24 protein-coding genes are annotated in these 23,615 nt (G+C 72.3%); 13 read left to right on the forward strand and 11 right to left on the reverse strand.

What is annotated here, in order from left to right; genetic code table 11:
* Window positions 1-15 precede the first annotated feature (15 nt).
* Window positions 16-375: an NADH-quinone oxidoreductase subunit A gene (locus ACIOD1_RS04435; RefSeq protein ID WP_045946775.1), complete on the reverse strand. Its 360-nt coding sequence runs from the start codon at window positions 373-375 to the stop codon at window positions 16-18.
* Between the two features lie 793 nt (window positions 376-1,168).
* On the opposite strand from ACIOD1_RS04435, the gene ACIOD1_RS04440 reads away from it, so the two are divergent.
* Window positions 1,169-2,047: an NlpC/P60 family protein gene (locus ACIOD1_RS04440; protein WP_365621464.1), complete on the forward strand. Its 879-nt coding sequence runs from the start codon at window positions 1,169-1,171 to the stop codon at window positions 2,045-2,047.
* A gap of 179 nt (window positions 2,048-2,226) precedes the next feature.
* Here the strand turns inward: ACIOD1_RS04440 and ACIOD1_RS04445 are convergent, their stop codons facing one another.
* Complete coding sequence (locus ACIOD1_RS04445) at window positions 2,227-3,195, reverse strand: hypothetical protein (protein WP_401900056.1); 969 nt, start codon at window positions 3,193-3,195, stop codon at window positions 2,227-2,229.
* Between the two features lie 23 nt (window positions 3,196-3,218).
* Window positions 3,219-3,665, reverse strand: coding sequence for a hypothetical protein (locus ACIOD1_RS04450; RefSeq protein WP_365621458.1), 447 nt, complete (start codon window positions 3,663-3,665; stop codon window positions 3,219-3,221).
* A gap of 218 nt (window positions 3,666-3,883) precedes the next feature.
* On the opposite strand from ACIOD1_RS04450, the gene ACIOD1_RS04455 reads away from it, so the two are divergent.
* From ACIOD1_RS04455 to ACIOD1_RS04480, 6 genes are all read left to right on the forward strand, one after another.
* Complete coding sequence (locus tag ACIOD1_RS04455) at window positions 3,884-4,339, forward strand: hypothetical protein (protein ID WP_365621455.1); 456 nt, start codon at window positions 3,884-3,886, stop codon at window positions 4,337-4,339.
* Between the two features lie 131 nt (window positions 4,340-4,470).
* The gene (locus ACIOD1_RS04460) at window positions 4,471-4,956 is read left to right on the forward strand and encodes a hypothetical protein (RefSeq protein WP_401900058.1); all 486 of its coding nucleotides are present in this window, start codon (window positions 4,471-4,473) and stop codon (window positions 4,954-4,956) included.
* Window positions 4,953-6,605 carry a peptidoglycan-binding protein gene (locus ACIOD1_RS04465; RefSeq protein ID WP_401900061.1) on the forward strand — a complete coding sequence of 551 codons (1,653 nt, stop codon included), beginning with the start codon at window positions 4,953-4,955 and terminating at the stop codon, window positions 6,603-6,605. The genes ACIOD1_RS04460 and ACIOD1_RS04465 overlap by 4 nt, the downstream gene beginning before the upstream one ends.
* Window positions 6,602-7,345, forward strand: a complete 744-nt coding sequence (locus tag ACIOD1_RS04470) for an ABC transporter ATP-binding protein (RefSeq protein WP_401900064.1) — start codon at window positions 6,602-6,604, stop codon at window positions 7,343-7,345. Before ACIOD1_RS04465 ends, ACIOD1_RS04470 begins: the two co-directional genes overlap by 4 nt.
* Before the next feature lie 83 nt (window positions 7,346-7,428).
* On the forward strand, window positions 7,429-8,649 hold the full coding sequence (locus ACIOD1_RS04475; protein WP_401900479.1) for an ABC transporter permease: 1,221 nt from the start codon (window positions 7,429-7,431) through the stop codon (window positions 8,647-8,649).
* A gap of 52 nt (window positions 8,650-8,701) precedes the next feature.
* Window positions 8,702-8,968: a hypothetical protein gene (locus ACIOD1_RS04480; protein WP_401900066.1), complete on the forward strand. Its 267-nt coding sequence runs from the start codon at window positions 8,702-8,704 to the stop codon at window positions 8,966-8,968.
* Window positions 8,969-9,016: 48 nt separating this feature from the next.
* Here the strand turns inward: ACIOD1_RS04480 and ACIOD1_RS04485 are convergent, their stop codons facing one another.
* Entirely contained in the window at window positions 9,017-10,300 is a 1,284-nt protein-coding gene (locus ACIOD1_RS04485; RefSeq protein ID WP_365621444.1) for a geranylgeranyl reductase family protein, read from the reverse strand.
* A 97-nt stretch (window positions 10,301-10,397) separates the two neighbouring features.
* Here ACIOD1_RS04485 and ACIOD1_RS04490 point away from each other — a divergent pair, with 97 nt between their 5' ends.
* Entirely contained in the window at window positions 10,398-10,928 is a 531-nt protein-coding gene (locus ACIOD1_RS04490) for a GNAT family N-acetyltransferase (protein ID WP_365621441.1), read from the forward strand.
* Window positions 10,929-10,948: 20 nt separating this feature from the next.
* On the opposite strand, the gene ACIOD1_RS04495 is transcribed toward ACIOD1_RS04490, so the two are convergent.
* Both ACIOD1_RS04495 and ACIOD1_RS04500 read right to left on the reverse strand, forming a co-directional pair.
* A complete protein-coding gene (locus tag ACIOD1_RS04495; RefSeq protein WP_401900068.1) occupies window positions 10,949-11,860 on the reverse strand; it encodes a glutaminase in 912 nt (303 codons plus the stop codon).
* A gap of 6 nt (window positions 11,861-11,866) precedes the next feature.
* The gene (locus ACIOD1_RS04500) at window positions 11,867-12,559 is read right to left on the reverse strand and encodes a demethylmenaquinone methyltransferase (protein WP_401900069.1); all 693 of its coding nucleotides are present in this window, start codon (window positions 12,557-12,559) and stop codon (window positions 11,867-11,869) included.
* Window positions 12,560-12,739: 180 nt separating this feature from the next.
* On the opposite strand from ACIOD1_RS04500, the gene ACIOD1_RS04505 reads away from it, so the two are divergent.
* Window positions 12,740-13,459 carry a DUF3152 domain-containing protein gene (locus tag ACIOD1_RS04505; RefSeq protein ID WP_365621433.1) on the forward strand — a complete coding sequence of 240 codons (720 nt, stop codon included), beginning with the start codon at window positions 12,740-12,742 and terminating at the stop codon, window positions 13,457-13,459.
* 49 nt (window positions 13,460-13,508) lie between these two features.
* Here the strand turns inward: ACIOD1_RS04505 and ACIOD1_RS04510 are convergent, their stop codons facing one another.
* The 4 genes from ACIOD1_RS04510 to ACIOD1_RS04525 all read right to left on the reverse strand — a co-directional run bounded on the left by ACIOD1_RS04510 (window position 13,509) and on the right by ACIOD1_RS04525 (window position 18,340).
* Window positions 13,509-14,153, reverse strand: coding sequence for an imidazolonepropionase-like domain-containing protein (locus ACIOD1_RS04510; RefSeq protein WP_365621430.1), 645 nt, complete (start codon window positions 14,151-14,153; stop codon window positions 13,509-13,511).
* A gap of 10 nt (window positions 14,154-14,163) precedes the next feature.
* Complete coding sequence (mqnC, locus tag ACIOD1_RS04515; protein ID WP_401900071.1) at window positions 14,164-15,363, reverse strand: cyclic dehypoxanthinyl futalosine synthase; 1,200 nt, start codon at window positions 15,361-15,363, stop codon at window positions 14,164-14,166.
* Between the two features lie 74 nt (window positions 15,364-15,437).
* Window positions 15,438-17,159 (reverse strand): serine/threonine-protein kinase, encoded by a 1,722-nt coding sequence (locus ACIOD1_RS04520; protein WP_401900073.1) that lies wholly within the window; start codon window positions 17,157-17,159, stop codon window positions 15,438-15,440.
* A 320-nt stretch (window positions 17,160-17,479) separates the two neighbouring features.
* Window positions 17,480-18,340 (reverse strand): menaquinone biosynthesis protein, encoded by an 861-nt coding sequence (locus tag ACIOD1_RS04525; RefSeq protein ID WP_365621421.1) that lies wholly within the window; start codon window positions 18,338-18,340, stop codon window positions 17,480-17,482.
* Window positions 18,341-18,577: 237 nt separating this feature from the next.
* On the opposite strand from ACIOD1_RS04525, the gene ACIOD1_RS04530 reads away from it, so the two are divergent.
* Window positions 18,578-18,781, forward strand: coding sequence for a cold-shock protein (locus ACIOD1_RS04530; protein WP_365621419.1), 204 nt, complete (start codon window positions 18,578-18,580; stop codon window positions 18,779-18,781).
* Between the two features lie 204 nt (window positions 18,782-18,985).
* On the opposite strand, the gene ACIOD1_RS04535 is transcribed toward ACIOD1_RS04530, so the two are convergent.
* Window positions 18,986-20,698 (reverse strand): lytic transglycosylase domain-containing protein, encoded by a 1,713-nt coding sequence (locus ACIOD1_RS04535; protein WP_365621416.1) that lies wholly within the window; start codon window positions 20,696-20,698, stop codon window positions 18,986-18,988.
* 299 nt (window positions 20,699-20,997) lie between these two features.
* Here ACIOD1_RS04535 and ACIOD1_RS04540 point away from each other — a divergent pair, with 299 nt between their 5' ends.
* The 3 genes from ACIOD1_RS04540 to ACIOD1_RS04550 all read left to right on the forward strand — a co-directional run bounded on the left by ACIOD1_RS04540 (window position 20,998) and on the right by ACIOD1_RS04550 (window position 23,587).
* Window positions 20,998-21,801, forward strand: coding sequence for a thioredoxin domain-containing protein (locus ACIOD1_RS04540; RefSeq protein WP_401900076.1), 804 nt, complete (start codon window positions 20,998-21,000; stop codon window positions 21,799-21,801).
* A 162-nt stretch (window positions 21,802-21,963) separates the two neighbouring features.
* Window positions 21,964-22,680, forward strand: a complete 717-nt coding sequence (locus tag ACIOD1_RS04545; RefSeq protein ID WP_365621411.1) for a hypothetical protein — start codon at window positions 21,964-21,966, stop codon at window positions 22,678-22,680.
* A 121-nt stretch (window positions 22,681-22,801) separates the two neighbouring features.
* Window positions 22,802-23,587: an SDR family oxidoreductase gene (locus ACIOD1_RS04550; RefSeq protein ID WP_365621408.1), complete on the forward strand. Its 786-nt coding sequence runs from the start codon at window positions 22,802-22,804 to the stop codon at window positions 23,585-23,587.
* Window positions 23,588-23,615: the final 28 nt, after the last annotated feature.

Consider the following 23,615-nt stretch of genomic DNA (forward strand, 5'->3'; position numbering starts at 1 on the left):
GGAAACTTCAGCCCCTCAGTCCCATTCCAGGCCGCCGCGACGCCACACGTAGGCGTAGGCGACGAAGACGGTGAGCACGAAGAGCAGCATCTCGACGAGCCCGAAGATCCCCAGGGAGTCGAAGGTGACGGCCCAGGGGTAGAGGAAGACGATCTCGATGTCGAAGACGATGAAGAGCATCGCCGTGAGGTAGTACTTGATGGGGAAGCGACCGCCACCGGCGGGCATCGGGGTCGGCTCGATGCCGCACTCGTAGGCTTCAAGCTTCGCCCGGTTGTACCGTTTTGGGCCGATCAGCGTGGCCATGACCACGGAGAAGATCGCAAACCCTGCGCCGATGGCGCCGAGCACGAGGATGGGTGCGTACGCATTCACGCTCCTCGCTCCTTCCAGTCGTCCTTGACCGTTGGGGCCGCTGCGCCGGCGACGAGCGCCCTGCCTGGCGAAGATCACCCTGTGATCGAGCGCTCGCATGTGAGGCAGTTCACAAGCCGGACTGGTGCGCATCTTATGCCTGCCGGTCTGTGATCTGCGACACGGGTTACAACAACGAGTTTGTGATCTCCACCACCTGACGAACGATCATGAAGTCCGATGAGTCGTGATCTTCACACGCAAGGCATCCACATGATCACCAAAGGTGACATCGAGGCTCGTAGTCGCAGGTGGAAGGGGGTGGCGCTCTATCAAATGATGTCGGGTGCAGGCAAATTGGCTCGGGCCGACCCTCGGGTGGTAAGGGAACCCGCGTCCCCCACTCGGGGGAGCCCGTGAGGCTCGGAGTGGACGACGGTGGACGGGGGTCGACGGGTGCGTGAAGGGGGAGCGGATGGTGTGCATCCGTTCACGAAAGGCACGGCGACCTCACAGCCACATCACGGACCGGCCACAGCGCCCTCACGGGTGTAGGTAACTGTGACCTGCGTCACGTCGAGCTGAGCGCCACGAAAGGGGGCTTGGCCATCTGTCCGGGCCGATGGTAGGCCCGAGATCAATTCGGACTAATTACTGAAAGCCCAAGATCACAGCCTTGTGAAGGGGTGTCCGTTACGCCCGTTACGGCGTCAATAACGCCCGCGACGCGCCCGGTTAAACATGTTTTCCGGCAACTGTGGCGCAGACCACGTTTCTTGAAGGGACCCCTGACGCCCTGATACCGGTTGTTCTCATGTCCCACACCGCTCACATACCCAGCCACCGGAAGCCCCGCCGCAGCGTCTCGAAGCTGGCGGTCCGCGCCGGAGTTGCCGGTGGAGTCCTCAGCACCCTGGCCATGGCCGGGACCGCGAGCGCGTCCCCCTCCACCGAGCCCCTGCCCGAGACGACGATGGAAATGCCCGTCCTCGACCTCGACCTCGGCTCCTCCGTCTCCAACGCCGTGAACACGGCCGCGGAGAACACCCGCGTCGCCGCCGTCGAGGCCGCCGTCACCGGCGAGCTCGACACCCTGGAGGAGACCGCCCGCACCGGCGCCGCCGCCGAGGCCAAGCAGGCCAAGGAAGACGCCACCAAGGTCGCCGAGCAGAAGGCCAAGCAGGAGGCCGACCGCAAGGCCGAGGCCGAGCGCGCGAACCGCAGCTCCGGCCGCACCTCCCTCACCACCGCCTCCTCCTCCGACGACGGCGACAGCGGCTTCAGCCCCTCCAAGGGCACGGGCAGCGGCTCCAGCACCGGTTCCACGTCCTCGGCCACCGGTTCCGCAGCCGCCATCGTGAACTTCGCCCGCGCCCAGGTCGGCAAGGCGTACGTCATGGGGGCCACCGGCTCCTCCGCGTACGACTGCTCGGGCCTCGTCCAGGCCGCCTACCGCCAGGCCAACATCTCCCTGGACCGCACCTCGCAGGACCAGTCCGTGGCCGGTCGCTCCGTCTCGCTGAGCAACCTCCAGGCCGGCGACATCCTGTACTGGGGCTCCAAGGGCAGCGCCTACCACGTCGCCATCTACGTGGGCGGCGGCAAGTTCGTCGGCGCGCAGAACCCCAGCACGGGCATCGTCGAGCGCAACATGAGCTACGACATGCCCACGGGCGCCGTCCGCGTGCTCTGATCGTCCCGATCGCCAAGAGGGCCGGCGCTCCCCCGCTCGGGGGTGGAGCGCCGGCCCTCCGGCATGCCCTGGGCGCGCTGTGCGGGGGCGGTGGGGGTGACGGCGGGCCGCGCGGGCCGCGCGGGCCGGCGGAGCGTGCCGGCCCGTCAGGGTCGCCGCCCTCAGGGCAGGGGTCGCCCTCAGGCCAGGGTCGCCGCGAGCCTGAAGCGGGCCTCCCGCTGCTTCCCGTAGAGCGCGAGGGCTTCCGCGTTCTCGTTCACGAGCCGCTCCTGGTAGGCCTTCTCGACCGCGGCCCAGATCCCCACGAGGTTCACCTCGCGCTTGCAGGCGACGTCGGCCTTGGCGGCGGTGACCGCCTTGGGGCCCGCCTTGTCCTCGCCCAGGCCGAGTTCCTCGATGACGTCGTAGGGGGTGTCGATCCCCCCGTATCCCGACTTGTCCATGCAGGACGACCATTTCGCCAACGCCGCCCGGACCCGGGAGTCCCGCTTGGAGCGCTCGTGGGCCTCCGAGGACAGGTCGAACGCGAAGAGCAGGTCCACGCTGTCCTTGGTCGGGGCGTACAGCTTGCGGTAGCCCTCTCGTTGGCAGCCGCCGGGCGGCACCTTCAGCCCGCCGACGCTGAGGCCGCTGTCCACGCCCGCCGCCTCCTCCTCGCTCCTCGCGTCCACCGCCTTCGTGCCCGGCGGGGCCCCGTCCGGTGCTCCGGTCATGACCAGCCGCGCGCTCTCGCCGAGCGGCGGGGAGGACGGTTTGACCCGTTCGCCCCGACCCGCCTCCTTGTCGTACCCGTGGGCGGCGGCGAACTCCGGGTCGGCCAGGCCGAAGAGGTACCGGTGGCGGTCCTCGGCGGCGCCCCCGGCGGGCTCCTCCGACGGCGCGCCCCCGTACGAGAACCCGTACCGGGCCATGCACCGGGCGAGCAGGGCCTGCTGGACGCGGCCCATCCGGATCCGCTCGGCCTCGGTGTCGGTGTACGCGTCCATCGGGAGGGCCAGCGTGGAGGTGGCCGGATCCAGGGCGACCGCCCCGATCTCCGGCTCGGCCCCACCCTCGGCGCCGTCCTCGGCTCCGGAACAGCCGGCCAAGAGCGCGAGCGCCAACAACAGGGCGGGAACGGCCGACGGACGGCGCCGGGGGCTTCTCATCGCTGGGAATTCCTTCTTCCGGATCAGGCGTGGAAGGTGTAGTCGGCCGAACTGATCTTGTTCCGGAACTTGTCCGAGGCATCGCCCGAATAGGCCGACGGGATCTCTCCGACGCTCCCGTCCAGATTCTTGTCGGTGCCGACCTTCCAGGCGAAGTTGTCCCGGTTCCAATAGGATTCGGTCGTGTCGTTCACGCCCTTTCCGGACGAACCGCAAGAGCCCCGGTACTTGTCGTCACTGAAGTTCATGTCGGTTCCGGTGAGGTCGAATACGCACCCCGACTGGCCTCGGTAGTAGTAGAGACCGAACTCCTGGTACTCCAGACTCCCGTCCCTCGCCCCGGCGGCCGCCGGACCCGCCGTTCCCAACAGAACGGCACTCACGGAAAGGGCCGCCACACAGCCCGCCGCCACCCTGCGCATTGCCTTGTCCATCACGCGTACCTCACTTTTCGGTTCCAGTGCGGTCATGGGAGCAGGGCGGAGATCCGATCCTTCCGCCCGGCGGGGATTCAACAGCGACTCCGCATCCCGGAACAAGACGGGTATCGGCTGATGAGCCGTCAAGGCCGTTGGCCGATAGATGACTTGTAGCGACGTGGACACGATGCCTACCGTGTGCGCGGTGTGCTCCGCGCATTGCCGCGGGGGCGCTCTCCTCCGCCCCTATGAGCGCAAGGAAATCCTCCGTGCAAGCACGCCATTTCGCCCCCGTGCTCCTCCTGTGCGTCGCGCTGTCGGGGTGCTCCGGCAGTGCCGGGAAGGAACCCGAGTCGAGCGACAGCCCGCCGCCCACGGCGCAGGAGATCGCCTATTTCGACTGCCTGGGGAAGCAGGGCGTGAAGATCGAATACACGGATTACGGGGCCCCCCGCGAGGCCAAGACCCAAACCCCCGACCCGGCCGCCTACCAGGCTTGCGCTTCCCTGACCCCGCCGCCGAGGAAACCCGAGCCGGCCACCCCCGAACGGCTGGCCGCCGTACGCGCGGAATCCATCTGCCTACGGGCCGAGGGCATCTCCTGGTACCCGGACCCCGACCCGGTCACCGCACAGATCGACGATTCCGCTTTCACGGCGGAACAGGTCAACGAACTGAAAGTGACCCGGCGCGAAGCGCTGATGAAGTGCCACGCGAGGAATTGAGGGAGCCCTACGCGTTCCCGTCGAACCGCGTCGTGGATTCCTACGATCAGGTCCCGCTCACGCGTCGCCCTTTCCCACGTGACGCCTCTTCCTCTTCCCGGCTTCGGCCCCCATCCAAGGGAGGCGCCTCCATGCGCAGACACCTGCCCGTCACCGTCTTCGCGCTGGCCCTCGCGATCAGCGCGTGTTCCGGCGGCAAGGAACCCTCGGCGAGCGACAGTCCGCCTCCCACCCGGGCCGAGATCGCCTATTACGACTGCCTGAAGGACCAGGGGGTGAAGATCTCCCACACCGATTCCGGCGCACCGCGCGTGGACAAGGACCGTCCGGTCGAGAACCTCGCCCAGGCCCGGAAGGCGTGCGAGAGCAAGCTCCCCCCACGGCCCGGAGCTTCACAGGCCCCTCCCGAACAGGTCGCCGCGGCGCGCGCGGAGTCCGCGTGCCTGCGCGCCGAGGGCGTCGCCTGGTACCCGGACCCCGATCCGGTGACGGCCCAGGTAGACGACCGGTCCCTCACGACGGAGCAGAGCGTGGAACTGAAGACCCGGCACGCGGCAGCCGTCAAGAAGTGCCGGCTCCACCAGGTCTCCGACGGGGACAGCGTGCTCGGCGGGTGAGCGAACTGCCGGAGGTCGTGGTGGACAGGGACAGGGACGGCAGCGTGGACGGGGCGGCCGCGGCGGGAAGGACGCGCGGCGCTGCCGTGGACGAACCCGGGCCGGCCGAGGGGAGCGGGGGCGGGCGGGGGCGGCGGGTGGTGGCCGGGGTGGTGGCCGGGGCCGTGTTGATGGCCGTCGGCGGGTTGTTGGCCACCGTGCTGGTGAAGTCCCCCGCCCAGGTCGCCGCCGAGACCGGGCCGCCCGCGCAGGGCGCGCTGACCGCCGAGGTCGAGCGGCGGGTGCTGGCGCAGACGGTGGTGATGCGCGGGACGGTCGTGGCCGACCAGAGCGTGGACGTCGCCCCGCAGCCACGCGCCGGCGAGGGTGCGGGCGCTCCCGTCGTGACGAAGCTCCCGGTCAAGGCCGGGGACGCGATCGCCGCCGGTCAGCTGCTCGCGGAGGTGTCGGGGCGGCCCGTGTTCACCCTCAAGGGGACCCTGCCCGTCTACCGCGACCTCAGGCCGGGCGCCACCGGCGACGACGTCGCGCAGCTCCAGCAGGCGCTGCGCGAACTCGGCCACCCCACCGGGCCCGACGCGAAGGGGGTGTTCGGGGCCGGCACCAAGGCCGCGCTCGGCGCGCGCTACCGGGCCATCGGCTACGACCCGCTGCCGGCGGTGGCCGACGGGGGCGCGGCGGTCAAGGCCGCGCGGGAGGCCGTACGGTCCGCCCAGTGGGCCCTGGAGGACGCGTCGGCGCCGCAGAGCACGCCCACCGCCCCGACCGGTACGGACGGCAAGGCGGACGGCAAGACCGACGGCGCGGGCCCCTCGGCCGGCGCCACGGCCACCGCCACCGCCGCGCCCGCCCCGGGCAAGGCCGCCGGCCCCCGTACCGACGCCGGCGCCGAACGGTCGCTCGCGCGGGCCCGGCAGTCGCTCGCCGACGCGCGGGCCGCCCTGGTCGCGGCCGAAGCCGCCGAAGGGCCGATGCTGCCCGCCGCCGAGACCGTCTTCGTCGGCGCCTTCCCCGCCCGGGTCAGCGCCGTCGCCGGGCGGGTCGGCGGGACCGCGTCCGGGCCCGTCCTCACCCTGTCCGCCGGTGAACTCGTCGTCGAGGCCTACCTGAAGGAGGACCGCCGGCAGGTGCTGCGCGCCGGCATGGCCGTGACGGTCTCCTCCGAGGCCGCCGGGACCGAGGTCCGCGGCAGGGTCGTGCTGGTCGCCGGCGAGCGCTCGGCCGCACGGTCCGCCGGCGCGCAGCAGCCCGACCAAGGCGGCCAAGGCAGCCAAAGCGGCCAGGGCAAGGCCGGGGGCGCCGGTGAGCTGGGCTACCGGATGGTGGTCCGCGCCGACCAGCCGCTGCCGGCCGGTTTCGCGGGTCAGGACGTACGGCTGACGATCGAGTCGGCCTCGACCGACGGCCCCGCCCTCGTCGTCCCGGTCACCGCCGTCTCCGCGGGGGCCGACGGCCGTACGGTCGTCACCGCGCTCGGTGGCGACGGCGCCCGGCGGCGCGTCGAGGTCCGGGCGGGCACCAGCGGCGACGGCTACGTCGCCGTCACCCCGGTACGGGCCGACGACCTCGCCGCCGGAACCAGGGTGGTCATCGGCTCCGCCCCCGAGCCGGCCAAGGGCGCCAAGGGCGCCCGGGGTGGCGCCCGGTGAGGTTCCCGCGCCCCGGCCGCGCCCCGGGGGCCCCGCCCCCCGGGGCCGCACCGGCCCCCGAGCCGCCCGTGATCGAGTTCCGCGGGGTCGCCCTCACCTACCCCGGACCGCCACCCGTCGAGGCCCTCAAGCCCTGCGAACTCCTCGTACGGCGGGGGGAGTTCGTCACCATCGTCGGCCCGTCCGGATCGGGGAAGTCCACCTTCCTCAATGTCGCGGGGCTGCTGGACTCCCCCACCGCCGGCAGCTACCTGCTGGACGGGATCGACACCGGGCGGCTCCCCGACCGCGCGCGGACGGCCCTGCGCGGTCGCCGGATCGGGTTCGTGTTCCAGTCCTTCCACCTGCTGCCCCACCGCAGCGCCCTGGAGAACGTCTCCCTCGCCATGCTCTACACCTCGGTCCCCCGCGCACGGCGCCTCGTCCGCGCCCGCGAGGCCCTCGAACAGGTCGGCCTCGCCCGCCGCGCGGGCGCCGTGCCCGGCCGGCTGTCCGGCGGCGAACGCCAGCGCGTCGCCATCGCCCGCGCCCTCGTCGGACGGCCCTCGCTCCTGCTGTGCGACGAGCCGACCGGCAACCTGGACTCCGAGAACGCCGCCTCCGTACTGACCCTGCTGGACGAACTGCACACGGCGGGCATGACCGTCATGGTGATCACCCACGACGCCGAGGTGGCCGCCCGGGGCCTCCGTACCGTCACGGTCCGCGACGGCCGACTGGGCGAGCGGACACCCGCGTGAGCCTCGAACCGACCCCGGCGACCGCCCCGACCGAGCCGACCCCACCGTTCCTACCGACCCCACCGACCGACCCGACCCGATCGATCGACCCGACCCGGCTCTCCGTGCGCGACGCCCTCTCCGAGGCGGTCGCCGGCATGCTGCGCCGCCCCGGCCGGGCCGCGCTCACCGCCCTCGGGACCGTGCTGGGCGTCGGCAGCTTCGTGGCGGTGCTCGGCCTGACCGCCACCATCTCCTCGCAGATCGACGGCCGGTTCAACGTCCTCACCGCCACCGAGGTGACCGTCGAGGACGTGGCCGCCCAGCAGGACGAGTTCGCCGGCCCCGGCTTCCCCGCCGACGCCGAAGAGCGGCTGCGTGCGGTCGCGGGCATCCGCAGCGCCGGGGTCATGTGGACCGTACGGCTCGACTCGGCGACCACCGTCGGCGCCCTGCCCTCCGACAGCGGCACGACCGGCGCCACCACCACCGGGACCACGGTGGTGGCCGCCTCCCCGGGGGCCGTCGACGCCCTCGTGCCCACCCTCCGGGAGGGGCGCGTTTACGACGGGTTCGCCGAGCGGAGCCGACAGCGCGTGGTCCTGATCGGCGGCGGTCTCGCCGAACGGCTGGGCATCACCACCCTGGCCACCCGTCCCGCCCTCCACATCGGCCGGGAACCCTTCACCGTGGCGGGCATCATCGCCGACGTGGAGCGCAAGCCCGAGAACCTGCTGGCCGTCATCGTCCCCCGGTCCACCGCCGAGGAGCTGTGGGGGCCACCGTCCCCCGGGGGCGCGAGCATGTTGATCTCCACCGAGTTGGGGGCGGCGCGGCAGGTCGCCGGGCTCGCGCCGCTCGCGCTGCGGCCCGACCACCCCGAGTACCTCAAGGCCGTTCCGCCGCCCGACCCTCGGACGCTGCGCTCCGGGGTCACCTCCGACCTCAGCTCGCTCTTCCTGCTGCTCGCCGGGATCTGCCTGGTGATCGGCGCCGTGGGCATCGCCAACACCACCCTGGTCGCGATCCTGGAGCGGACGTCGGAGATCGGGCTGCGCCGGGCGCTCGGGGCGCGGGGGCGACACGTCTCGGCGCAGTTCCTCACCGAGTCGGCCGCGTTGGGGGCCCTCGGCGGGCTGGTCGGCACCTCGTTGGGGGAGCTGACGGTGGTCGCCGTCTCGGTGGCGCGCGACTGGACCCCGGTGATCCACCCCGTCACGGTCGCCGCGGCGCCCCTCGTGGGGTTGGTCACGGGGCTGCTCGCCGGGCTCTATCCCGCCTGGCGGGCGGCCCGTGTCGAACCGGCCGAAGCCCTGCGAAGATAGGGTGCGGCGCGTCTGACCGTCAGGCCGCCCGGACCCTGGAGGTGGTGGTTCCGTGAGCCGAGCGCCCAACGAGGACCACGGCACCGGCGAGAACGCCGCCGTTCCCGCCGCCGGCGGACTCGCCCTCCTCGCCCTGGGGGGCTGGTTGTTGACCACGTCCCGCCCCTGGCAGCGGCCGGGTGAAACCATGACACTCAGCCTGGAATGGGGCGTATCGGGCGCACTGTTGCTCTCCGGCCTCGCCCTCCTGGCCCGCTGCGTCAAGACGGTGCACGGCGCGGAACCGGCCTCCCCGGCCGACCGCCCCGGAAACGGCTGAGCCGCCCCCACCACCCGGCGGGAACGGCTCGGCGCGCGAGAACAACGATCAGGCCTTCGGGGCGACCTTGCTCAGGCCGTTGATGATGCGGTCCATCGCGTCGCCGCCCGTCGGGTCGGTGAGGTTCGCCAGCATCTTCAGCGTGAACTTCATCAACACCGGGTGCGTCAGGCCCCGCTGCGTCGCGACCTTCATCACCTTCGGGTTGCCGATCAACTTCACGAAGGCGCGACCGAGGGTGTAGTAGCCGCCGTAGGTCTCCTTGAGGACCTTCGGGTAGCTGTGCAGGGTCAGCTCGCGCAGGGCCGGGGTGGCCCGGGAGTGTGCCTGCACGACGACGTCGGCCGCGATCTGCCCGGACTCCATCGCGTAGGCGATGCCCTCGCCGTTGAACGGGTTGACGAGGCCGCCCGCGTCACCGACCAGCAGCAGGCCCTTGGTGTAGTGCGGCTGCCGGTTGAAGGCCATCGGCAGGGCCGCCCCGCGGATCGGCTGCGTCATGTTCTCCGGGGTGTACCCCCAGTCCTCCGGCATGGACGCGCACCAGGCCTTGAGGACCTCGCGCCAGTCCAGCTCCTTGAAGGCGGAGGAGGAGTTCAGGATGCCGAGCCCGACGTTGGACGTACCGTCGCCCATGCCGAAGATCCAGCCGTAGCCGGGCAGCAGCCGGTCCTGCGCGCCGCGCCGGTCCCACAGCTCCAGCCAGGACTCCAGGTAGTCGTCGTCGTGACGGGGCGAGGTGAAGTACGTACGGACGGCGACGCCCATCGGGCGGTCCTCGCGCCGGTGCAGGCCCATCGCGAGGGACAGCCGCGAGGAGTTGCCGTCGGCCGCCACGACGAGCGGGGCGCTGAAGGTGACCGGGGTCTTCTCCTCGCCGAGCTTCGCCTGAACGCCCGTGATGTGCCCGGTGCGCGGGTCGCGCACGGGCTCGCCCACGTTGCAGCGCTCGTACAGTCGGGCGCCGGCCTTCTGCGCCTGCCGGGCCAGGGTCTCGTCGAAGTCGTCGCGCTTGCGGACCAGCCCGTAGTCCGGGTAGGAGGCCAGTTCCGGCCAGTCCAACTGGAGCCGCTGACCGCCGCCGATGATCCGCAGGCCCTTGTTGCGGAGCCAGCCGGCCTCTTCGGAGATGTCGATCCCCATGGAGACCAGCTGCTTCGTCGCCCGCGGGGTCAGACCGTCGCCGCAGACCTTCTCGCGCGGGAACGCCGTCTTCTCCAGGAGCAGGACGTCCAGTCCGGCCTTGGCGAGGTAGTAGGCGGTGGTGGAGCCGGCGGGCCCGGCCCCGACGACGATCACATCCGCGGAGTGTTCGGAGAGGGGCTCGGTCACTGCGGGGTCTCCCGAAGGCTCGATAAAGGGTGCCCAACGGCACGGACATGACGCAGTCTATGCAGCGAGAGAGATCGCGATCCGGAGGGCTGCCCTGATGACCACCTCACCGACCCGGCCGCTGCCCGTCGTGCAGTTGCGCGTGCCCACCGACGAGGACGCCCGTGCCTGGCACCGGGTCTTCGACGACCCGGAGGTGATGGAGTTCCTCGGCGGCCCCGCCGAGGTCTCCCTGTACGAGGAGTTCACCGCGCGCCAGCGCATGCACGACGCACTGCTCGGCTACTGCCTGTGGACGCTGCTCGACGGGGACGGCGCCGTCATCGGCTTCACCGGGGCCCAGCCCTGGCCGGCGACCAAGGCGTGGGGGCCGGTCGGGGAGATCGAGATCGGCTGGCGGCTGGGACGCGGGGCGTGGGGACAGGGGTACGCGTACGCCGCCGCGCTGGCCACGCTGGACCGGGTGCGGGAGGCCGGGGTGACGCGGGTGGTGGCGATGATCGACGATGCGAACGTCCGCTCGGCGGCGGTCGCGGAACGCCTCGGGATGACCCTGACCGAAACCTTGTCCCTCCCGGGCGGCCGGCGCCGGAGCCGCCGCTACGAGTTCGCCTTCGACCCCGCGTAGCCGTACCTCGGGGCGGCTAGTCAGAAGATGCTCAGGCCGGTCAGGGTCGTGAAGCGGTCGAGGGCCGCCACACCCGCGACCGAGTTGCCCTTGGGGTCCAGGCCCGGGCTCCAGACGGCGAGGGTGCAGTGGCCCGGGACCACCGCGAGGATGCCGCCGCCCACCCCGCTCTTGCCCGGCAGGCCGACCCGGTAGGCGAACTCGCCCGCCGCGTCGTACGTCCCGCAGGTCAGCATCACCGCGTTGATCTGCTTGGCCTCGCTCCGCGTCAGCAGCCGGCTGCCGTCGGCGCGCAGCCCGTGCCGGGCCAGGAAGCGCGCGGCCAGGGCCAGGTCCGCGCAGGTCATCTCGATGGAGCACTGCCAGAAGTAGTGGTCCAGCAGGGCGGGGACCGGGTTGTCGATGTTCCCGTAGGACGCCATGAAGTGGGCCACGGCGGCGTTGCGGTCGCCGTGCTCCTGCTCGGACGCGGCGACCTCCGCGTCGAAACCTATGCCCGGGTTCCCGCTCTCCTGCCGCAGGAAGTCCAGGAGTTCGCTGCTCGCGTCGCCGGTCAGGCTCTGGAGCCGGTCGGTGACGACGAGCGCGCCCGCGTTGATGAACGGGTTGCGCGGGATCCCGCTCTCGTACTCCAGCTGGACCAGGGAGTTGAAGGGGTTGCCGGACGGCTCCCGCCCCACCCGCTCCCACAGGCTGTCGCCGCCCTCGGCCAGCGCCAGGGCCAGCGAGAACACCTTGGTGACGGACTGGGTGGAGAAGGGGACCCGCCAGTCCCCCACCCCGTAGACATTGCCGTCGACGTCCGCGAGCGCCATCCCGAACCGCGTGGGGTCGACGGACGCGAGCGCCGGGATGTACTCGGCGGGCGTGCCGCTGCCGACCAGCGGGGCCGTGTCGGCGGCGATCTGCTCCAGCAACGTCTGATAGTCCACGGGTCGTTACGCCTTGGTCCCGCGGTGCAGGGCGACGATGCCCCCGCTCAGGTTGCGCCAGGCCACCTTCGCCCAGCCGGCCTTCTGCAGGAGCGCGGCCAGCGCCGGCTGGTCCGGCCACTCGCGGACGGACTCGGCGAGGTACACGTACGCGTCGGGGTTGGAGGACACCACGCGGGCCACGGGCGGCAGCGCCCGCATCAGGTACTCCATGTACACGGTGCGGAACGGTCCCCAGGTCGGCTGGGAGAACTCGCAGATGACGACCTGCCCGCCGGGCTTCGTCACCCGGTACAGCTCGCGCAGCGCGGCGTCGGTGTCCTGCACGTTGCGCAGCCCGAAGGAGATCGTCACGGTGTCGAAGACGCCGTCCTTGAAGGGCAGCCTCGTCGCGTCCCCGGCGGTCAGCGGCAGCCAGGGGTTGCGCTTCTTGCCCTCCGTGAGCATCCCGAGGGAGAAGTCGCAGGGGACGACGTACGCGCCGGCCCGCGCGAAGGGCAGCGAGGAGGTCGCCGTGCCGGCCGCGAGGTCGAGCACCAGCTCTCCGGGCCGGGCGTCGACCGCCTTCGCGACCGCCTTGCGCCACAGGCGGGCCTGACCGAGGGAGATCACGTCGTTGGTCAGGTCGTAGTTCGCGGCCACGTCGTCGAACATGGAGGCGACTTCGTGCGGCTGCTTGTCCAGGGAAGCCCTAGTCACTGGCGGTGGCCCCTCGCTGTGCGGGTCGGCAGATACGGGACCCATCCTCTCAGGGCCCGCACCGGTCCCGTCCCCCGCCACCCGTCGCCCGTCCCCGCGCCTCCCGCCGGCGGTCAGGTCGCCCCGACGTCCGTTCGGGCCGCCCGGCACACTGGATCACGTAACCAGGGGGGGTTCACGATGCCGCACGTCCGTTACGTCAGTGCCCGGCGGGCCGACCGCCGCCGGAGGCTGCGCCGCACCGTCCTGTGCGCGACGGCCCTGTTGGTCCTCGGAGTGGCCGCCTACAACCGGGGTACGGAGCCGGCCGCCGATCCGGCGCCGCCGCCGCCCACCGCCCGCGCCGACCCCGGCTTCGCGGCCTCCTCCGCGGCCGGGCGGCCACAGGGCGAGGGGCCCGTGCGGCGCTGGCGGGTGGAGGTGGAGCGGGGCACCGGGGTCGATCCGGACACGGCCGCCCGGAAGATCGAGGCGATACTCGGCGACCGCCGGGGCTGGATACGCGACCCGGCCTACGGGTTCCGGCTGGCCGGGGCCGGGGAGCCGGTGGACTTCACCGTGAAGATCGCCGGCCCGGCCACCACCGACCGGCTGTGCGAGGTGGTCACCCCCGAGCTGATCGGGGAGACCAACTGTCGGGTGGGGCACACGGTCGTGGTGAACCTCAAGCGCTGGCAGGAGGGGTCGCCGCAGTTCCGCGGTTCCGTGGACGAGTACCGGGCGCTGATCGTCAACCACGAGGTGGGGCACGAGCTGGGCCACGAGCACGAAACCTGCCCGGGCCCCGGCCGGCCGGCGCCCGCGATGATGCAGCAGATCAAGGGCCTGCTCGGGTGCACCTCGAACGCCTGGCCCTACTCCCGGGACGGCACCTACCTGGCCGGCCCCCGCGTCCCCTGACGCGTCGGTCGACGGCAGCGCGGGCGACGGCCGGCGACGCCGTCGGCCGTCAGCGGCGCCGGTGCAGGAGGCGACCGGCGACGACCGTGGCCACGCAGGTCGTCGCCCCGCGTTCCGGCAGGGCAGCCTCGTCCGGGACCGCGAAGACCGCGAACCGGGCCGGGGCCCCCGCCTCCAGCACCCCGCAGTAGGCCGCCGCGGCGGCGTCCAGCCCGGCGAGGGGGTCCAGGGAGGGCGGGGGCTCGTACGGGAGGGGCGGCAGGACGGCGAGGCCCGAGCGGACCACCGCCGTGCGCACGGCGGGGACGGTGAACCGGCCGGCCACCGCGACCACCCCGCGCGCCAGGAGCTTCTGCGTACCGCGCCGGGCGCTGTTGCCCCGGCGGGACTCCGTCAGCTCCAGGGCGGCGAGGGCCGCGGCTCCGGTGATCGGGTCGGCGCCCAACTCGGCGATCTCGTACGGGTCGTCCGGGTAGTAGGTCCGCTCCAGCAGTTCGTCCGCCCCGCGCGCCGTCAGCCCCGGGGTCAGCACCCCGGGCCAGCGGCGCACGCGGGCGTGCGGGGCGCCGGCCGCCAGCTCCTCGTACGGGCCGACGCGTGCGATCCGGTCGCCCTCGACCAGGACCGCGCCGCCTTCCAGCGGTGCGGCCCCCGGTCCGGCGACGAGGACTTCGGCGGTGTGCAGCGTGAGCATCGGGCGGACCTCAGTTGGAGGAGATCAGCTTCAGCTCGGGGTGCGCCGTGCCGCCCTCGATGGCCGTGGAGGAGATGTGCGAGACCACCCGGTCGTCGACGGGGTCGTTCGCCGGGTCCTCATGCACGACGAGGTGCTCGTAGGTGGTGGCGCGCTGCGCCGGGACCCGGCCCGCCTTGCGGATCAGGTCGATGATCTCCATGCGGTTCGAGCGGTGCTTGGCACCGGCCGAGGAGACCACGTTCTCCTCCAGCATGATCGAACCGAGGTCGTCGGCGCCGTAGTGCAAGGAGAGCTGGCCCGCCTCCTTGCCGACGGTCAGCCAGGAGCCCTGGATGTGCGCGATGTTGTCGAGGAAGAGCCGCGCGATGGCGATCATCCGCAGGTATTCGAAGATCGTCGCCTGGGTCCGGCCCTTGAGGTGGTTGTTCTCGGGCTGGTAGGTGTACGGGATGAAGGCGCGGAAGCCGCCCGTACGGTCCTGGGTGTCGCGGATCATCGCGATGTGCTCGATGCGCTCGGCGTTGGTCTCGCCCGTGCCCATCAGCATGGTGGAGGTGGATTCCACGCCCAGCGTGTGGGCGATCTCCATGATCTCCAGCCAGCGCTCGCCGGACTCCTTGAGCGGGGCGATCGCCTTGCGGGGCCGCGCCGGGAGCAGTTCGGCGCCGGCGCCCGCGAAGGAGTCCAGACCGGCCGCGTGGATCCGGCGGATGGCCTCCTCGGCGCTCACGCCGGAGATGCGGGCCATGTGCTCGACCTCGGAGGCACCGAGGGAGTGGATGACCAGCTGCGGGTAGGCCTTCTTGATCGCGGAGAAGTGTTCCTCGTAGTACTCCACGCCGTAGTCCGGGTGGTGGCCGCCCTGGAACATGATCTGCGTGCCGCCCAGCTCGACGGTCTCCGCGCAGCGGCGCAGGATGTCCTCCAGGTCGCGGGACCAGCCCTTCTTCTTGTCCTTGGGGGCCGCGTAGAAGGCACAGAACTTGCACGCCGTGACGCACACGTTGGTGTAGTTGATGTTGCGCTCGATGATGTACGTCGCGATGTGCTCCGTACCGGCGTAGCGGCGCCGGCGCACGGCGTCGGCGGCCTGGCCGAGCGCGTGCAGCGGGGCGTGCCGGTAGAGGTCGAGGGCCTCTTCCTTGGTGATCCGGCCCCCTGCGGCGGCACGGTCGAGGACAGACTGGAGAGCGGCCTGGTCGGTCACCGGTGCGTCACCTTTCGGCGGTGTGTCAAGGGGTCCGGACCGATCCAGCGTACGCCAGGGGTGGTCGGCTCTCGTCAGGGGCTGCGGGTGAGATCGCCCTCGGGGTTCCCGGCCGCGCGGTCCCCCGACTTGTAGTGCAGCGTTCCGTTCGCGTTGAGAGTGAAGCGCTCGTCGGCGGATCCGCCCGAGCAGATCCCGGGGGCCGGGTTGGGGCCGCCGGAGGTGTCCAGGACGAGGGACCGGTCGGTGGCCGAGGACAGCTTCCAGTCGCCGCTGCAGTCGGTGGCTGTGCCCAGGAGGTCGAGGACCGACCTGTCCCGGCCGACGACCTCGCCCTTCTTGCCGGCCTTGATGGCGATCTCGAACTCACTGGGCACGCCCAGGTTGGTGGTGGTGACCGTGCCCTTCCAGGTGCCGACGAAGGCCTGGGGGACGGTCGTACGGGCCCCTGCGGGCGGCCCGGAGGAGGACGCCGAACCCTGCGGGGCCGGGGCGGAGCCCTGCGGGAGCGGGGTGCGGGACGGGTGGGCGTCGCCCGAGGCGCTGTCCCGGACCCTGCCCTGGCCGGGCAGCATCTCCAGCCCGTACAGCCCGCCGGACAGTGCCACCGCCGCGGCCGCCGCGGCCACCACCAGGGTGCAGCTGACGCGGCGTCCGGCCACGCGGAGGGTGGCGGCCCGCCCCTCGGGACCGGTCCGCTGCTCCGGCAGCGCCGCCGCGCCGGGGCCACCGGACCCGTACGGGGCGCCGGTCGGGGTTCCGTACGCGCCTCCGGTCCCGTAGGGGGTGCCGGTCGGCATTCCGTACGAGGGGTCCGGCGGTCCGAAGCCGACCGCCGCGGGCGCCCCGTGGGAGGCCGCGGTGAACGGCACCGGGCCCGACGCGTCCGGCGCCGGCCCCCCGGACAGGTCCGCGTCGAGGTCCAGCAGCGCCACCGCCGCCCGGCTCGCCTCCTCCACCAGCGGCCCGGGCAGCCAGCCGGGCCGGCCCATCGCCCCGGCCAACGCCGCCGCCACGGCCTGCGGCGTCGGCCGCTCGGAGGCCGCCTTCGCCAGGCAGGCCCCGATCAGCCCGCGCAGTTCCCCGGACCCGATCCCCTCCAGCTCCGGCGGCTCGTGGACCACCTTGTAGAGGAGGGTCGCGGAGTTGTCCCCGCTGAACGGCGGGTGCCCGGTCGCGGCGAAGGCCAGCACCGCCCCGAGGGAGAACACGTCCGAGGCCCCGGTGACCCCCTTGCCGAGGATCTGCTCGGGGGACATGTAGCCGGGCGAGCCCACCGAGACGCCGGTGGAGGTCAGGGAGGCCGTGCCGTCGGTGGCCCGGGCGATCCCGAAGTCGATCAGGCGCGGCCGGTCCAGCGGCAGCATCACGTTGGACGGCTTCACGTCCCGGTGGACGAGGCCCAGCGCGTGCACCGCCACCAGCGCCCGGGCCAGCCCCTCGCCGATCGCCCGCACCGCGCCCTCCGGCAGCGGCCCGTGTCCGGCCACCGCCCCGGCCAGGGACGGCCCGGCCACGTACCCGGTCGCCACCCACGGCACCGCCGCCTCCGGATCGGCGTCCAGCACCGGCGCCGTCCACTCCCCGCCCACCCGCCGCGCGGCCTCCACCTCGCGGCGGAAGCGGGCGCGGAACTCCTCGTCGGCGGCGAAGTGGGGGTGCACGACCTTGACGGCGACGGTCCGGCCGCCCGCACTGCGCCCGAGGTAGACCCGTCCCATGCCGCCGGCGCCGAGCCGGCCCAGCAGTCGGTACGCGCCGATCGTCCGCGGCTCACCGGCTTCGAGCGGCTGCATCGCGTCCCCGTCCCCCCAGGTCTGAACTCACCAGAACAGTCAGCACCTTAGGCCGTCCCGCCACGGCCCGGGAGGGCAGCCGCGTCGCCGTCGGTCCGAGTCGAAAGGGGAATGCGCGCATTCCCTTTTCGGGAACGGGCCGGATACGGGGGAACGATGCGGGGAAGTCCGCCCGTAAGCAGCCGGACCGTGCGTGCGGAAGTTCCCCCGGGGCGCCGCACGCGCCCCGGGATGGTGAAAGCGGACGGAATTCGGGGGCGCGGACGCATTCCGCTTACCGGGTTCGCCGGCCGGGCGGCATTACCCGCGCATTGGCCCGGTCAGCCCGGGGTCGGCGCCTTCAACAGCTCCACGGTGACGTCCCCGGCGTAACCGGTGTCCTCTCCCGTCCGGCGGGCGAATTCGCGTACGCCCGCCAGTTGCTCGGGGCCGAACCGGAAGTCGAGCGTGGTGAAGTACCGCTCCAGCAGCTCCGCGTCGAAGGCCTCCCAGCGGGCGGCCTGGTCGGCGACCTTGGTGACCTCCTCCAGGGAGACGTCCCGGGATGACAGGAACGCCCGGTGGATCTGGTGGACGGTGTCGGGCTCGCGCGCCAGGTAGTCCTTGCGCGCGGCCCAGACGGCGAAGACGAACGGCAGCCCCGTCCACTCCTTCCACATGTGCCCCAGGTCGTGCACGGTCAGCCCGAGCCGGGGGGCGTCGTGCAGCGAGGCGCGCAGCGCGGCGTCGCCGATCAGCACCGCCGCTTCCGCCTCCTGCATCATCAGCCCCAGGTCAGGGGGGCAGGTGTAGTAGTCGGGCCGGACCCCGTACTGCTCGGCGAGCAGCAGCTGGGCCAGGCGTACGGAGGTGCGCGAGGTCGACCCGAGGGCGACGCGGGCGCCGTCCAACTGCTCCAGCGGGACCTGCGAGACGATCACGCAGGACATCACGGGGCCGTCGCAGCCGACGGCGAGGTCGGGGAAGGCGACGAGCTGATCGGCGTTGCGGAGGAACTCCACGAGGGTGATCGGGGCGATGTCGAGTTCGCCCCGGACGAGCCGTTCGCTCAGCTTCTCCGGAGTGTCCTTGGTCAGCTCCATGTCCAGCAGCGTGCCGGTTCTGGCCAGCCCCCAGTAGAGGGGGAGGCAGTTCAGGAACTGGATGTGGCCGACGCGGGGCCGGCTGCGATAGACGTCCACATCGCGAGACTAGCCCCCGGCTCGACGTCAGCCATCAGGCGGGTCTCAAACGTCCGGGTGACGTGATCTTTCCCTCTGGTCCCGCCCCGAGGTCGCGTGCTAGGCTCGACGCAAGTTGCAGTTTGGTTTCCCTTGCAGTACGGAGCCTGCGGAGCATGTGACCCGCAGGCTTTTGTAGTTTTCAGACTTCTTAGCAGGTTCTGGAGCAGGGCGACCCTTTGGCCCATAGGAGGGCTCATGGCTACCGGAACCGTGAAGTGGTTCAACGCTGAAAAGGGCTTCGGCTTCATCGCCCAGGACGGCGGCGGCCCGGATGTCTTCGTCCACTACTCCGCGATCAACGCCTCTGGCTTCCGCTCCCTGGAAGAGAACCAGCCGGTGTCGTTCGACGTCACGCAGGGTCCGAAGGGCCCGCAGGCGGAGAACGTAGTCCCGGCCTAGTCGCCTGGCCGACCGGATCGCGGTTGGATTAAGCATTACCCAAGGAGCCCTGCCTCCTCCGTGCGAGCGGAGTTGGCGGGGCTCCTGCCTTTTCCCGGTCGGGGGGCGCATGCCTGGAGGCCGGGGAACGACCGTGGGCCGGTCACCGTCTTCACGGTGACCGGCCCACGGTCGTCGGTCCGGGCGCTCGTCCCGGTCGGGGCGTCAGACCCCGGGGGTCGCCGGGGTGGTGGCGGGGGTGGTCGGCGTCGTCGCGGGCTTCGCGGCGATCTGGATCTCCACGATCAGCTCCCGCTTGTCCGCCGTGATCAGGCGCAGGTGGTAGGTGCCCTCGGGGACGTCCGCTGTGAGGAGCTTCGGCAGGACGATCGTGCCGTCGGCGCCCGTCTCGGGGAGTGCCAGGGAGAAGAGCTTCTCCCCTTCCTTCGCCCCGGCGAAGTACGGACCCTTCGCCGCCTTCGGGTCCACCGGGACCCAGGCGCCGTCCACCTTCTCCACCAGACCGGCGGTGATCTTGGCGCCGACCGCCGGGTCGGCGCCGGCGGACGCCAGGAACCGCAGACCCTGGACGGCGTCGCCGGAGACGACCTTCACCGGGCCGGTGCCGTCCGTACGGGTCACCTCGACGGGCTTGGGCGCCGGCGCGGTGACCTTGCCCGAGAGGCTGAGGGTGAACTGGCCCTTGGCGTCGTAGGCCGTGGCGCGGAGGCTGAAGGTGCCCGCCTTCGAGCCCGCCCGCAGGCGGGGGGCGGAGGCGATGCCCTGGGCGTCCGTACGGACGACCACGCTCGGCTTCTGCGCGAGGACGAAGGAGGTCCCGCCGGTGGTGTCCTCCTCGACGGCGATCACCACGGCCTGGTCGACGGCCGGCTTGCCGTCGCTCAGCAGCGCCTTGAAGCGGACGCCCTCCGGGAGCAGCGTCCCGGTGGTGGCCTCCAGCGCGGTGTCGCCGACCCGCTCCAGCTTGGCGAGGGTCGCCGGCGCCGGGGTCGGCTTCGAGGGCTCCTCCGGCTTGGTCGGCGGCTTGGTCGGCGGGGTCGTGGGCCGGGTGACCGGGCCGGGGCCCGGGGTCGGCACGATCGGCGAGGTCGGCGGGCGCGGGGTGGGCAGGCTCGGCGTGGGCGGCGTCGGGTACGAACCGGTGGGCGGGTTCTCGACCCCGGCGGCGCCGTCCTGGTACTGGCGCATGTAGCCGAGCACCGTGTTCACGTAATCGCGCGAGGGGTTGTAGGCGAGGATCGCCTTGTCCAGGTCGGCCGGGAGCGAGAGGTCCTTGCCGCCCGAGCACAGGTAGAGGCCGGTGCCGAGGGCCGCGTCGTAGATGTTGTTGGCGTCGCGCTTGCCGTCGCCGTTGCCGTCGGCCTTCCAGATCTTCCACGTGGAGGGGATGAACTGGAGCGGGCCGAAGGCGCGGTCGTACTCGGTGTCGCCGTCCCACTCGCCCTTGTCGGTGTCGCGGATCTCCGCGAAGCCGTTGCCGTCGAGGCGGGGACCGCGGATCGTCTTCTCGGTGGAGCCGTCGGGCTTGAGGCCGTAGCCGGAGGCGTGGACGGACTCGACGCGGCCGATGCCCGCGATGAGCTGCCAGGGCAGCTTGCACTCGGGGAGCGCGGCGGCGACGGCCACCTCGGCGCGCCGGTAGGCGTCGAGGGCGGTCGCGGGGATCCCGGAGGCGCTCTCGGTCGTCCCGGTTCCCGCGGCGGGCGGGACCAACGGGTCGGCCACGGTGGGCGGCACGTCGAGGCGGGCGTCGCCACGGTCGATGGCCTGAGGGCTGTCCGGGGTCGGATCGGCCTCTCCCGCACCGGCTATCGGAGTGTTGGTCACGACGGCGGCGGTGGTCAGGCTGGCCGCGAGCGCGGCCGTGCACAGGACTTTGCGCGAGGTGTTGACTACATGACGGTGAAGCGGCTTCACGGTGCGGCGATCCCCCCAAGGCGGCCGGCGAAGGCGTCCGGCTGATACAGCCGAAGATTCCTCTGTCTATCAGGTATTCGGATACGACTCGCCATCGAGTCGCCAGATATGACGCACCATTCGTCTCACCTTCACCGCCCTGTGACCCAGGACGTCCAAGCCTCCTCGTCAGAACGATCGTCCCGCACGCCCGCCGTCCGCTCCGTCCGACGCGAGGGCTCGGGTGCGGGACCTTCGACCCGCCCCGAACACCCCAAAGGCCCGCTCTCAGCGTGGTTGTGCTTCTTTATCCTGGTTCCATGGCGAGCATCAAGAAGAGCGGGCGACGCGAGGCCCGCGAACGACTCCTCGCGCGGCGCGAGGCGGAGAGCCGGCGGGCCCGGTTGCGCGGGCGGCTGCTCGTCGGCGGCGCACTGGCCGCCGTCGTCGCCCTCGCGGTCGGCGCGGGCGCCTACGCCTCCGGCTCGGCCGCTTCGGGCGGGAGCGAGGCCGGCGACAAGCCGTTCCTGCGGCCCGCGCACACCTCCGGCGAGGACGGCGTGGTCGTCCCGTACGGCAAGGACGGCGCGAAGGACCTCGTGTCGGTGTGGTTGGATCCGCGCTGCCCGTTCTGCGCGGGCGTGGAGACGGGGCTCGGTCCCACCCTCAAGGAGCAGGCGGACGCCGGGAACTACCGGGTCGAGTACCACTTCGCGACCTTCCTCGACGGCGGTCTCGGCGGGAAGGGCTCCAAGCGCGCGCTGAACGCCCTGGGCGCGGCCGTGAACGAGAGCCCCGCGAAGTTCATGGACTACCTCCGGGTGCTCTACGAGAACCACCCGGCGGACGAGAACGACGACAGGTTCGGCTCGACGGCCACCCTCCTCGACCTCGCCGACCAGGTGCCGGGTCTGCGCACGCCCGCCTTCAACAAGGCGGTCAAGGAGATGACGTACATGCCGTGGGTCGACAAGGTCTCCCAGGCCTTCTACGAGGGCGGCAAGAAGGGCACGCCGGTCGTGGAGGTCAACGGCCGGGAGGTGAACGTCCTGTCGGGCAAGGGCATCGACTCGATCGCCCCGGACGCCTTCAGGGAACTGGTGGCGCGGCACGGCGAGCGGTGACGGCCACGGGGAACGGGCGGGGGCGAGCGGAGACGGACCGGCCGGCGGCGGGGCGATCGACGGCCGCCCGGGCGGACGCAGTTGGCCTGATACGTTCGGGCACACGAGCGCACCCCGGCGTACGGCGCCGCCTCTCGCGCGCAGATCCCGAAGGCCTTCCCCATGACCACACCCCCGCCCGGCCCCTACGCGGGCGCTCCGGTCCCGTCCAACCCGTACGCCGGGGCGCCGGATCCGGCCAACCCGTACGCGACGCCCGCCGGCCCGCCGACCGGGGTGCCCCCGCAGGGCGGCCACCCCCAGGGCGCACACCCCCAGGGCGGCCACCCCCAAGGCCCGTACGCCCAGGCCCCGCACGCCCAGGCCCCGTACCCGCAGCAGGGCGGGTACCCCCAGGGGCAGCCCCCTCAGGGCGGGTACCCGCAGAGCCCGTACGTCCAGGGGCAGCAGGCCGGGTACCCCGGCCAGTACCCCGGCGCCCCCGCGCCCGGCTGCCGGGCCTGCGGGTCGCCGGAGGCCGTGAACATGACGGTGCGGGCGCACGTCGGCGTGCTGGTCCTGATGCGCTTCCACCGCGTGGACGGGCCCTTCTGCCGTCAGTGCGGCCGGGCGATGGTGCGGGCGATGACCACGAAGACCCTGTGCCAGGGCTGGTGGAGCCCCGTCTCCCTGGTGGTGTTCACGCCCTTCACCCTGATCTGGAACCTGATCGCCGCCACCCGCTTCTCCAAGCTGCCCGACCCGCGTCCCGCGCCGGGGCGCCAGTCCCTCGAAGAGGGTCCGCCGGTGCACGCGCGTCCGTTGGCGTACGTGGCGATCCTGCCGTTGCTCTGGGCGGTCTGGGTGATCTCCCACATCATCGCGGACGTGGCCGCCTGACCCGGACCCCTCTCCCCGCCCCTTCACAACCCCGGCCCGCACCCCTACCCTGACGGCCCGTCAGATCGACTCGTCGGATCCGGGGTCCGCTCCCCGGATCCCGCCGCCAGGGGGCACACGCATGCTGCTGCGAGGCAAGACCGTCATCGTCTCCGGCGTCGGAGCCGGGCTCGGCCACCAGGTGGCCGCCGCCGTGGTCCGCGACGGCGGCAACGCCGTCCTCGGGGCGCGCACCGAGGCCAATCTCGCCAAGTCCGCCGCCGAGATCGACCCCGAGGGCGCGCACACCGCGTACCTGCCGACCGACATCACCGACGAGGCCCAGTGCCGGGCCCTGGTGGAGCTGGCCGGGGAACGCTTCGGGGGCGTGGACGGGGTGGTGCACGTCGCCGCCTGGGACTCCTACTTCGGCGGGCTCCGGGACGCCGACTTCGGCACCTGGCAGCAGATCCTGGACGTGAACCTCCTGGGCACCCTGCGCATGACCCGCGCCTGCCTGCCCGCCTTCAAGGAGCGCGGCGGCGGCTCGGTGGTCATCATCGGCACCCAGTCCGCGATCGCCTCCCCCAACGAGGTCCAGCAGGCCGCCTACGCCGCCTCCAAGGGCGCGCTGACCTCCGCCATGTACTCGATGGCCCGCGAGCTGGGCCCGGACCGGATCCGGGTCAACACGGTGCTGCCGGGCTGGATGTGGGGGCCGCCCGTCCAGGCCTTCGTCACCTTCACCGCGCACACGGAGGGGGTCCCGGAGGCCGAGGTGCACGGCCGCCTCACCGAGCGGATGGCCCTGCCCGACCTCGCCACCGACGGGGACGTGGCCGACGCCGCCGTGTTCCTCGCCTCCGACCGGGCGCGGGCGATAACCGGCCAGTCACTGCTGGTCAACGCCGGTGAGCTGATGCGATGAGCCCCTCCGCGCACCGGGGCACTGATCG

Source organism: Streptomyces sp. NPDC088097, from assembly GCF_044741845.1.
Taxonomy (GTDB): Bacteria; Actinomycetota; Actinomycetes; order Streptomycetales; family Streptomycetaceae; genus Streptomyces.